Origin of the sequence: Paraburkholderia sp. (assembly GCF_035948235.1) — a bacterium.
GTDB lineage: Bacteria > Pseudomonadota > Gammaproteobacteria > Burkholderiales > Burkholderiaceae > Paraburkholderia.
On record NZ_DASZJJ010000255.1, the window covers coordinates 1 to 10,456 of the forward strand.

The window sequence follows — 10,456 nt, forward strand, 5'->3', positions numbered from 1 at the left end:
GTCGCCGTAACCTTGCGCCTTCAGATCCGCCGCGACCGCATCGACCGCCGCCGTGTAGCTCAGGCCGTCGTACTTACCGCTGTTGACGGTGACGGCACGTTCCTTGTCGCCGTACCATTCCTGCCAGCCGTCGAGCGAGTAGGTTTCGCCTTCCACGGCGATCACCTGCTTGATCGGCAGATCGTATTTCTTCGCGAACGCAAAGTCGCGTTCGTCGTGGCCCGGCACGCCCATCACGGCGCCTTCGCCGTAGCTCATCAGCACGTAGTTGCCGATCCACACCGGCACCTGCTCGCCCGTGACCGGGTGCGTGACGGTGAAGCCCGTGGGCACGCCCTTCTTTTCCATCGTCGCGACGTCGGCTTCCGCCACGCCGCCGCGCTTGCATTCGTCGATGAACGGCAGCAGTTCCGGCTTGTCCTGCGCCAGACGCGTGGCGAGCGGATGCTCAGCCGCGATCGCGCAGAAGGTCACGCCCATGATCGTGTCGGCGCGCGTGGTGAACACGCGCAGCAGCTTCTTCTCGCCGTCGAGTTCGTACGGGAAACCGAAGTTCACGCCGAAGCTCTTGCCGATCCAGTTCTGCTGCATGATCTTGACGCGCTCGGGCCAGCCAAGGCCGTCGAGGTCGTTCAGCAGTTCGTCGGCGTACTGCGTGATGCGCAGGTAGTACATCGGGATTTCGCGCTTTTCCACCAGCGCGCCCGAGCGCCAGCCGCGCCCGTCGATCACCTGCTCGTTGGCAAGCACGGTCTGATCGACCGGGTCCCAGTTCACCGTGCCGGTCTTCTTGTAGGCGATGCCCTTTTCGAGCATCTTCAGGAAGAACCACTGGTTCCACTTGTAGTAGTCGGGCTTGCAGGTGGCGATTTCACGCGACCAGTCGATCGCGAGACCCATCGACTGCATCTGGCCCTTCATGTACTCGATGTTGTCGTACGTCCACTTCGCGGGCGGCACGTTGTTGGCCATCGCCGCGTTTTCGGCGGGCATGCCGAACGCGTCCCAGCCCATCGGCATGAGCGTGTTGTAGCCGTTCATGCGCAGATAGCGGTACATCACGTCATTGATCGTGTAGTTCCGCACGTGGCCCATGTGCAGCTTGCCCGACGGATACGGCAGCATCGAGACGCAGTAAAACTTGGGCTTGTCGGCCTTTTCGGCCGTCCGGTAAGCGTCGCTGGCACGCCATTCGCCTTGCGCGGCGGATTCGACGTCGGAGGGAACGTATTTTTCGAGCATGGTGTGGATGGGAAAACGCAGATTCGGCTGAAACGGGCCTTCGGCGGCATGCGGGCGTCGCCGGACGACGTCTGGCGCACCGGGCCGGCCGGCGCGATTGTTTGACCATCTCGCGACACAGGCAGGGCCCCGTTTTTACAGGGAAACGCTGATTATACCGTTGACTTGGCCGCGCTTTCCGCTGGCTTTTCGAATGGCGGGATTGTGGCGGCAGCGCGAAGGCGAACCGGCGCCTAGTGTTGGGCCGCGCTCTGGACGGCAGGCGGCGGCTCGGTCACGAAGCCAAGACGCGCAAGCCCCGCCTGCTGGGCGGCGCCCATCACCTGGGCGATGACGTCGTAGCGCGTCTCGCGCGCGGCGCGCAGCTGCAGTTCGGGCTGCTGCGCTTCGGGCTGTTTACCCGCGTCGGTCAAGCGCTTGCGCAGTTCGTCGAGCGAAACCGGCTGGGCGTTCCAGTACACCTTGCCCGCGGCGTCGATCGACAGCGTGACGGTTTGCGGCGTTTGCTGCACGGGTTCGGCGGCCACCTTCGGCAGATCGAGCCGGATTGCGTGCGTGAAGAGCGGCGCGGTGATGATGAAGATGACGAGCAGCACGAGCATGACGTCGATCAGCGGCGTCATGTTGATTTCGGCCATTGGTGCCGAATCGCGCTTCTTTTCGAGTCCGCCGAATGCCATCGATGTCCCTCGCCGTTCAGAGCGCGCCGGCGCGCGTCACGCCTTCGCTGCGCGCGCTCTGCGGGAGTTCGCGGGGCGTAGCATCGCGACGGGCGGCGCCTTCTTCAGGCGCACACGCCCACGCGTGCAGATCGTGCGCGAAACCGTCGAGATCGTCGCCGATCTGGCGCGCGAGGCGGCCAAGGATGTTGTAGGCCAGCACGGCGGGAATCGCGACCACAAGGCCGAAGGCCGTCATGATGAGCGCCTCGCCCACCGGCCCGGCGACGTTTTCGATCATGGCCTGGCCGCTCGCGGCGATGCTGCCGAGCGCGTGATAAATGCCCCAGACCGTGCCGAGCAGGCCGACGAACGGCGCCGTGCTGCCCACAGAAGCCAGCAGCACCTGGCCGAATTCGAGCCTTCGCTGCGACGTCTGGAGCGCGCCGCGCAAGGCGCGCAGCACGCGCTCGCCGCGCTCGACCCGCGCGAGCAGCGCGCCGGCCGTATCGGCTTCGACGACCGCCAGCGCCGCTTGAGCGAGCGGCAGGAACACGCGCTCGCGGTCGATCGCGCGCATCGCGCTCACGCCGTCCGCGAGCGTTTGCGCCTGCCAGAACCGCGCCACGGCACGCGGCCCCTGGCGCTTCGCACGCACGAGCACCCAGCTTTTCACGATCAGAAAGCACCAGCTCGCGACCGACATGGCCAGCAGCACCCACGCAACCGCGTGCGTGACGGCGTCGCTCGTCTGCAGATAGTGGATGACTCCGTTACTCGCTGCCATCGGACCTCGCGTGATGATGTCGCGGCGCACGCGCCGCGTGGCTGGCCCGGCGCGCTTGCCGGGCCCAGACCGTGTGCCCGGCGCGCTTAGCGCAGACCGAGCACGTCCTGCATATCGTACAGGCCGCTTGCCTTGTCCTGCAGGAACAGCGCCGCACGCACGCTACCCTGCGCGTACGACAGGCGGCTCGACGACTTGTGGGTGATCTCGATACGCTCGCCGATGCCGGCAAACAGCACCGTATGGTCGCCCACAATATCGCCGCCACGAATCGCCGAAAACCCGATCGTCGAGGGATCGCGCTCGCCGGTCACGCCTTCGCGGCCATAAACGGCGCACTCGTCGAGATTGCGGCCAAGCGCCTTCGCCACCGCTTCGCCCATCGCCAGCGCCGTGCCCGAGGGCGCATCGACCTTGTGGCGATGGTGCGCTTCGATGATCTCGATGTCGTAGCCCTTGTCGAAGAACTGCGCAGCGTATTCCAGCAGCTTGAGCGTGACGTTCACGCCCACGCTCATATTGGCCGCGAACACGATACCCACCTTCTGCGCGGCGGCGCCAAGCTGCGCCTTCTGCTGCGCGTCGAAGCCGGTCGTGCCGATCACCACCTTCACGCCGTGGCGCTGGGCGGCTTCGAGGTGCGCGAGCGTGCCTTCCGGACGCGTGAAGTCGATCAGGCAGTCGCTTTGCGCGAAGACCTGCTCGATATCGTCGGTAATGAGCACGCCCGTGTCCTTGCCGAGAAAGGCGCCCGCGTCCTGGCCGATGGCGGCCGAACCCGTGCGCACCAGCGCGCCCGAAAGCGTGACGTCCGGCGAATTCAGAACGGTTTCGATGAGCATGCGGCCCATGCGGCCCGACGCCCCGGCGATTGCGATTTTCATGACTGTTCCTGCGAAGATGAAGCTGGCAGCCTGCTCGACGGGTGTCCGGCAAGCGGACATTCGAGATAGTTGCCGCCAAGGATAGACGCTAATCGGCGCCCAAAGATGCCCAAAACAGGCGCCAGAAACGAACGCGGCGGCCCGAAGCCGCCGAGAGTGGAGCCGGGGCCGCCCGGCCCCATAAGGAGCGATCCGCGCCGGTCCCGGACGAAGCCCATTCTGGCGCTCCCCGAGCCGGTGCCTGCGATCTTAGTTGCCCGTCGCTCCCGAAGCCGGCACCTGCGGCGGCGCGGTAAGCGGCGAGTTGCGCGACGGCGGCAGCACCGCGGCGTTGGAGTCGCCGGTGCCTTGCGCACCCGTGGTCGGGCCGACCGGGTTCGGCTGCGGCACGCCCTGGATCTGCGGCGGCGGCGCGCGGTGGAGCTGCACCTGCGCGGGCATCGTGCCCACGTTCGGCGGCAGCGCCGAGGAAGTCGGCGTACCGGCGCGCACCGACGGCGTCAGACCCGACGGCGTCTGCACGGCATCCGTAGCGCGGTTCGCAGCGGCGGCGGCCTGCGCGTTCGGATCCTGCGGCAGTTGCGAGGTGGCCGTGCCCAGTTCCGACGACGGCGTACGCGCCGTATCCGCAACGGACGGCACAGCAGCGGTGCCCGCCACAGGCGCCGAAGCCGCGACAGCGCCCGATGCAGCGGCAGCCGCCTTGTACTTCTTGCCCAGCTTGTCGCCGTCGATTTCCGCGAGCAGTTCGAGGTTGGACGGCAGATCTTCGCCGCCCGACCAGCTCGACACGCGATCGCCGTCAAACATCACGACGAAGTCGCGCTGCTGGACCACGGCGGTCGAGCCGCGCTTGAAGTAAAAGACGTAGTCCCAGCGGTTCGCGTGGAACATATCGGTCAGAAGCGGCGTGCCGAGCAACTGCTTGACGTCCGTGCGCGACATGCCCACCTTCATCTGCGCCGCGGCTTCCGCCGAAACGAAGTTGCCCTGAACGATCGTGATCCGATAGGGCGTGATGCTCTGGGCGACGCGCTGCGTCAGGCTGTCGTAAGTGGAACAACCGGCGAGCGCCGCGAACGCGGCCGCAGCCAGCAGGGTGCACGCCAGGCGGCCGCCATGCATGCGCCGGCCGATCATAGTGAATTCTGGAATCATTTCCCTCACCGTGCGGGCTTTTTGCCAAGCCGCGCGTGTTCTGTAGAAGTTCGTTCGAAGTTCTGCCGAAGATGCCCGTAACGGCAAAAACGCATTAACATAAGAACCCAGCATTGTACTCCAGGGACTTATCGTCATGACCAATCCAACCGATCTCAAGAATATCGGTCTGAAGGCGACCTTACCGCGCCTCAAGATCCTGGAGATTTTTCAGCATAGCCCCGTACGTCACCTGACTGCAGAAGACGTCTATCGGAACCTGCTGAACGAGGAGCTGGATATCGGCCTCGCCACGGTCTACCGGGTTCTCACGCAGTTCGAGCAGGCTGGCCTGCTCACCCGCAGCAACTTCGAATCGGGCAAGGCCGTCTTCGAACTCAACGAAGGCAGCCACCACGATCACCTGGTGTGTCTCGATTGCGGACTTGTCGAAGAATTCTTCGACCCCGAGATCGAAAAGCGCCAGCAGATGATCGCCAACGAGCGCGGCTTCAAGCTGCAGGAACACGCGCTCGCGCTGTACGGCGCCTGCACGAAGGAAAACTGCCCGCACCGCAAGCACTAAAAAACGCGGCGTACCGGTACGACTTTGTGCCGGAAAGCTGCTGAAAGAAAAATCCCCACAAGAAAAAACCGCCCCGAGGGGCGGTTTTTTCGTTCATGGAGCGCAGACAGCTTACTTCGCGTTCGCGAAGGCAACCGCCGTGTCCAGCATGCGGTTCGAGAAGCCCCACTCGTTGTCGTACCAGCTCGACACCTTGACCAGACGGCCCGAGACCTTGGTCAGCGTGGCGTCGAACGTCGACGATGCCGGGTTGTGGTTGAAGTCGACCGAAACCAGCGGTGCTTCGTTGTAGCCCAGGATGCCCTTGAGCGCGCCTTCCGAAGCTTCCTTCATGATCGCGTTGACTTCCTCGACCGTCGTGTCGCGCTTGGCGATGAACGACAGGTCGACGATCGACACGTTGATGGTCGGGACGCGGATTGCGTAGCCGTCCAGCTTGCCGTTCAGTTCCGGCAACACGAGGCCGACAGCCGATGCAGCACCCGTCTTGGTCGGGATCTGGCTGTGCGTGGCCGAGCGCGCGCGGCGCAGGTCTTCGTGGTACACGTCCGTCAGAACCTGGTCGTTCGTGTAAGCGTGGATCGTCGTCATCAGGCCGGTTTCGAGGCCGATCTTGTCGTTCAGCGGCTTGACGAGCGGCGCCAGGCAGTTCGTCGTGCACGATGCGTTCGAGATGACCGTGTCCGTCGCCTTCAGGACGTTGTGGTTCACGCCGTAGACGATGGTCGCATCGACGTCCTTACCGCCCGGAGCCGAGATGATGACCTTCTTCGCGCCGCCCTTCAGGTGGGCGCTCGCCTTTTCCTTGGTCGTGAAGAAGCCCGTGCATTCGAACACGATGTCGACGCCCAGCTCGCCCCACGGCAGTTCTGCCGGGTTGCGGTTGGCCAGCACGCGGATGCGGTCGCCGTTGACGACGAGGTAATCGCCATCAACCGTCACTTCGCCCGGGAACTTGCCGTGTGCCGTGTCGTACTGCGTCAGATGCGCGTTGGTCTTCGCGTCACCCAGGTCGTTGATCGCCACGATCTGGATGTCGTGCTTCTTGCCGTTCTCGTAGAACGCGCGAAGCGTGTTGCGGCCGATACGGCCGTAGCCGTTGATTGCGACGCGAATCGTCATGGTTTATCTCCTGATGGTAAAAAATTCTGATACTGCACCGTGCTCCACCCAGCCCGGCCGCTCGTGACGGCTTGATGCCCAGCGAGCGGGGCGTACACGGCAAACGGGCCCGCCAGAAGGCGAGCCCGTGTGAAGCCATGCTTAGTTGTCGAGAGCGGCCTTGGCCGTCGCGACGACGTTTTCGACCGTGAAGCCGAAGTGCTTGAACAGCACGCCTGCCGGAGCCGATTCGCCGAAGGTGTCGATGCTCACCACACCACCTTCGAGACCCACGTACTTGCGCCAGAAGTCGCCCTGGGCCGCTTCGATCGCCACGCGGCGCACGCCCTTGGGCAGCACGCGCTCCTTGTATTCGGCGTCCTGGCGGTCGAACACGTTGGTCGACGGCATGGACACCACGCGAGCGCCGATGCCTTCGCGCTGCAGCGCTTCGACCGCCTTCATGGCCAGCTCGACTTCCGAACCCGTCGCGATCAGGATGATCTTGCGGCTCGGGATGTCGTCGTTCCAGTCCTTCAGAACGTAGCCGCCCTTGGCGATGTTGGCGATCTGCGCGTCGGTGCGTTCGTTGAACTGCAGGTTCTGACGGCTGAAGATCAGCGACGACGGGCCTTGATGCGCGATCGACTCGGTCCAGGCCACCGCCGTTTCAACCGTGTCGGCCGGACGCCAGAGCGTCATGTTCGGGATCAGACGCAGGCTCGGCACCTGTTCGATCGACTGGTGCGTCGGGCCGTCTTCGCCGAGACCGATCGAGTCGTGCGTGAACACGAAGATCGACGGGCACTTCATCAGCGCGGCCACGCGCAGTGCGTTGCGGCTGTAGTCCGAGAACGTCAGGAAGGTGCCGCCGAACGCCTTGTAGCCGCCATGCAGCGTGATGCCGTTGAGCGCGGCGCTCATACCGAATTCACGCACGCCGTAGTTGACGTGGTTGCCCCACTCGATGCCGCTTTCGCCATCCTTGGCGGCGCGCACGGGCTTCGAAGCCTTCCAGTTGGTCAGGTTCGAACCGGTCAGGTCGGCCGAGCCGCCCAGCAGTTCCGGCAGCGCGGCAGCCAGGCCTTCGATGGCCTGCTGCGACGCCTTACGCGTAGCGACGGTTTCCTTGCGCGAATCCGCGCCAGCGACGATCCCAGCCGCCTTCTGCGCCCAGTCGGCGGGCAGCTGGCCAGCCATACGGCGCGTGAATTCCGCGGCTTCCTGCGGATACTTCGCCTTGTAGGCGCCGAACGTTTCGTTCCATTCGGCTTCGAGCTTCGCGCCCGTGGCCTTCGAATCCCAGTCTGCGTAGACTTCCTGCGGCACGACGAACGGCTCCCACTTCCAGCCCGCCGCTTCGCGCCACTTGCCGATTTCTTCCGCGCCCAGCGGTGCGCCGTGCACGTCGTGGCCGCCTGCCTTGGTCGGCGCGCCGTGGCCAATCTGCGTCTTGCAGCAGATCAGCGTGGGCTTGTTCGACGCCTTGGCCTTGGCGATGGCTGCGTCGACTGCGTCGACGTCATGGCCGTTCACGTCCGCGATCACGTTCCAGCCGTAGGCTTCGAAACGCTTCGGGGTGTCGTCGTGGAACCAGTGCTCGACGTGACCGTCGATCGAGATGCCGTTGTCGTCGTACAGCGCGATCAGCTTGTTCAGCTTGAGCGTGCCGGCCAGCGAGCAGGCTTCGTGCGAGATGCCTTCCATCAGGCAGCCGTCGCCCAGGAACACATAGGTGTGGTGGTCGACGATCTTCGCATCGGCCTTGTTGAACTCGGCGGCGAGCAGCGCTTCAGCCAGCGCCATGCCGACTGCGTTCGCCAGACCCTGGCCGAGCGGGCCGGTGGTGGTCTCGACGCCCGGCGTGATGCCGAATTCCGGGTGACCCGGCGTCTTCGAGTGCATCTGGCGGAAGTTCTTCAGCTCTTCGATCGGCAGGTCGTAGCCGGTCAGATGCAGCAACGAGTACAGCAGCATCGAGCCGTGGCCGTTCGACAGCACGAAGCGGTCGCGGTCGTTCCAGTGCGGGTTCGTCGGGTTATGGCGCAGATGGCGCGCCCACAGCGCGACGGCGATCTCGGCCATGCCCATGGGCATGCCCGGGTGACCGGAATTCGCTTGCTGAACGGCGTCCATGGACAGCGCGCGGATCGCGTTGGCCATCAACGTGGTGGTTGCGGGGGAGGCGGAAGACGAAGTCGTCATGTCGAGTCCGGAGGAACGAGTGCAAAAAGCGGCGTGGGCGGGCGGAATTGATCGGACAAATGCGCAGAACAACGCGCAGATCAAGACGGCGGGCGCACAGCAGCGGGCGGTTCCGGAAGCTCGGCAAATACGTGCTCCGGCGCGCGATGCGGCGCCAGGAAGACGCGAAACGGCCAGAGCAAACGGACAGGGCTGCAAAGGGCGACATTCTAACAGAACATGCGGCTTTTCCCTGGCTTCGAGGCAGAGCCGGCGTAGGAAAACACCGACAGGCACCAAGGCGTGACGGGCGCGCGGGAAGCCGGGCAATGACGCGTCCGTAGCGTCCGTATAATGCGGCTATCGCCCACGCAAGCCATGCCAGCCGGCGGCTCGCGCCCCTGGCCCCTGCTCCACTCGACCGCCGTGACCGCCCCGCTCCTCTTCCACCCTTGCGCCGACGCCGTCTACGGCTTTCCCGGCGCGCGACTGCTGGCCAGCGCCGACTCGGCATGGCAGCACATCGAGGTGTGGGATACGCCGCAGCTCGGCTGCCTGTTCGCGCTGGACGGCCGCCCGATGACGTCCGCAGGCGACGAATTCATCTATCACGAGTGCATGACGCACGTGGCCGCGCTAAGCCATCCCGCACCGCGCGCCGCGCTGGTGCTGGGCGGCGGCGACGGCGGCGCAGCGCGCCAGTTGCTGCGCCACCCCGGCATCGAGCGCATCGTGGTCGCCGAACTAGACGCCGACGTCGTGCGCCTGACGGGCGATTACCTGCCGCAAGTGCGCGGCGGCGCGTTCGACGATCCGCGCGTGGAACTGGTGATCGGCGATGCCGCCGATTTCGTCGCGCAGGCGCAAAGCTCCAGTAGCGCCTTGCCCTTCGATCTGGTCGTGTTCGATCTGACCCCGCCTGATTCGCCCGCTGCGGGTTTGTACACGCCGCAGTTCTATCGCGCGCTCAAACGCATCATGAGCGAAGAGGCCCTGATTTCGCTGCATCTGGGTTCGCCCTTGCACCACACGGCGCGCGTTGGAACGCTGCTCGACGGTTTGCGCACGACATTTGCGAACGTGCGGCCGATGGGAGCCTGGGTGCCGCTCTACGGATCGTTCTGGCTGATGGCGGTGGCCAGCGACCATATCGACCCGGCCGCGCAATCCGAGACCATGTTGACCGCCCGCATGGTCGAGCGCGAGCTGGAAGGCCTGCGCTTCTACGACGCGCGGCTGCATGCGACACTCCTCGCTGCGCCGCGAATGTTCCACGATAAATTAGGTGAATTCCTACAGCTTTAGGATGCGCAACATTGCAGAATCGGCTGGTTCGTTACATTTGTTTGCGTGCCCGCCAGTTCGGCAACCAGCTAACACCATCTGCCCCGTAACCGGATCTGGAGAGCCCGATGACCCCACCCCGCCCTGCAGGCGTGCCGTGGCTGACGCCGTATCTGACGGTGCGCGATGCACGCGCCGCGATTGCTTTCTTCGAAGCGGCCTTCGGCTTTGCGGTACGCGACAGCATGGAAGATGACGGCGCGGTGATGCACGTGGAAATGACCTACCACGATCAGCTGATCGTGATGTTTGCGCCGGAGGGCGCTTTCGGTTCGACGGCGCGCACGCCGAAGAGCTCGGACGCGATCGCCCCCCAGTCCTTTTATCTTTACGTCGACGATGTCGACGCGGTATATGCGCGGGCGCTTGCCGCCGGCGCGAAATCGTTGAGCGAGCCGCAGGACCAGTTCTGGGGCGACCGTTTCGCTCAGGTCGAAGACCTCGACGGTTACCGTTGGGCGCTTGCTCGCCATCTGTCATGAAGCAATGAGAACCTGTCTTATGCCCCGCTTTTTCGTCGGCAATTCCTTGC

The 10,456-nt window shown here is 64.8% G+C and carries 10 protein-coding genes; 3 read left to right on the forward strand and 7 right to left on the reverse strand.

The window, feature by feature from the left end; all coding sequences use genetic code 11:
- The 5 genes from leuS to bamE form a co-directional block, all read right to left on the reverse strand.
- Positions 1 to 1,242 (reverse strand): leucine--tRNA ligase (gene leuS / locus VG320_RS22265; RefSeq protein ID WP_327202231.1); only part of this gene is annotated, 1,242 nt, incomplete at its 3' end.
- A gap of 233 nt (positions 1,243 to 1,475) precedes the next feature.
- The gene (locus VG320_RS22270; RefSeq protein WP_327202232.1) at positions 1,476 to 1,922 is read right to left on the reverse strand and encodes a biopolymer transporter ExbD; all 447 of its coding nucleotides are present in this window, start codon (positions 1,920 to 1,922) and stop codon (positions 1,476 to 1,478) included.
- Positions 1,923 to 1,938: 16 nt separating this feature from the next.
- Complete coding sequence (locus tag VG320_RS22275) at positions 1,939 to 2,688, reverse strand: MotA/TolQ/ExbB proton channel family protein (protein WP_327202233.1); 750 nt, start codon at positions 2,686 to 2,688, stop codon at positions 1,939 to 1,941.
- Positions 2,689 to 2,774: 86 nt separating this feature from the next.
- The gene (gene dapB, locus VG320_RS22280; protein ID WP_327202234.1) at positions 2,775 to 3,572 is read right to left on the reverse strand and encodes a 4-hydroxy-tetrahydrodipicolinate reductase; all 798 of its coding nucleotides are present in this window, start codon (positions 3,570 to 3,572) and stop codon (positions 2,775 to 2,777) included.
- A gap of 249 nt (positions 3,573 to 3,821) precedes the next feature.
- On the reverse strand, positions 3,822 to 4,730 hold the full coding sequence (gene bamE / locus VG320_RS22285; protein ID WP_327202235.1) for an outer membrane protein assembly factor BamE domain-containing protein: 909 nt from the start codon (positions 4,728 to 4,730) through the stop codon (positions 3,822 to 3,824).
- Between the two features lie 136 nt (positions 4,731 to 4,866).
- Between bamE and fur the strand changes: the two genes are divergently transcribed.
- Positions 4,867 to 5,295 (forward strand): ferric iron uptake transcriptional regulator, encoded by a 429-nt coding sequence (gene fur, locus VG320_RS22290; RefSeq protein WP_103702255.1) that lies wholly within the window; start codon positions 4,867 to 4,869, stop codon positions 5,293 to 5,295.
- 111 nt (positions 5,296 to 5,406) lie between these two features.
- On the opposite strand, the gene gap is transcribed toward fur, so the two are convergent.
- Positions 5,407 to 6,417 carry a type I glyceraldehyde-3-phosphate dehydrogenase gene (gene gap / locus VG320_RS22295; RefSeq protein ID WP_327202236.1) on the reverse strand — a complete coding sequence of 337 codons (1,011 nt, stop codon included), beginning with the start codon at positions 6,415 to 6,417 and terminating at the stop codon, positions 5,407 to 5,409.
- 141 nt (positions 6,418 to 6,558) lie between these two features.
- Complete coding sequence (tkt, locus tag VG320_RS22300) at positions 6,559 to 8,601, reverse strand: transketolase (RefSeq protein ID WP_327202237.1); 2,043 nt, start codon at positions 8,599 to 8,601, stop codon at positions 6,559 to 6,561.
- Between the two features lie 405 nt (positions 8,602 to 9,006).
- On the opposite strand from tkt, the gene speE reads away from it, so the two are divergent.
- A complete protein-coding gene (speE, locus tag VG320_RS22305; RefSeq protein ID WP_327202238.1) occupies positions 9,007 to 9,885 on the forward strand; it encodes a polyamine aminopropyltransferase in 879 nt (292 codons plus the stop codon).
- 107 nt (positions 9,886 to 9,992) lie between these two features.
- Entirely contained in the window at positions 9,993 to 10,406 is a 414-nt protein-coding gene (locus tag VG320_RS22310) for a VOC family protein (protein ID WP_327202239.1), read from the forward strand.
- The last annotated feature ends 50 nt before the right edge of the window (positions 10,407 to 10,456 follow it).

Coding starts and splice junctions, on each gene's coding strand:
- VG320_RS22270 (WP_327202232.1), bottom strand. CDS start 1,922: ATGGCATTCGGCGGACTCGAAAAGAAGCGCGATTCGGCACCAATGGCC.
- VG320_RS22275 (WP_327202233.1), bottom strand. CDS start 2,688: ATGGCAGCGAGTAACGGAGTCATCCACTATCTGCAGACGAGCGACGCC.
- dapB (WP_327202234.1), bottom strand. CDS start 3,572: ATGAAAATCGCAATCGCCGGGGCGTCGGGCCGCATGGGCCGCATGCTC.
- bamE (WP_327202235.1), bottom strand. CDS start 4,730: ATGATTCCAGAATTCACTATGATCGGCCGGCGCATGCATGGCGGCCGC.
- fur (WP_103702255.1), top strand. CDS start 4,867: ATGACCAATCCAACCGATCTCAAGAATATCGGTCTGAAGGCGACCTTA.
- gap (WP_327202236.1), bottom strand. CDS start 6,417: ATGACGATTCGCGTCGCAATCAACGGCTACGGCCGTATCGGCCGCAAC.
- tkt (WP_327202237.1), bottom strand. CDS start 8,601: ATGACGACTTCGTCTTCCGCCTCCCCCGCAACCACCACGTTGATGGCC.
- VG320_RS22310 (WP_327202239.1), top strand. CDS start 9,993: ATGACCCCACCCCGCCCTGCAGGCGTGCCGTGGCTGACGCCGTATCTG.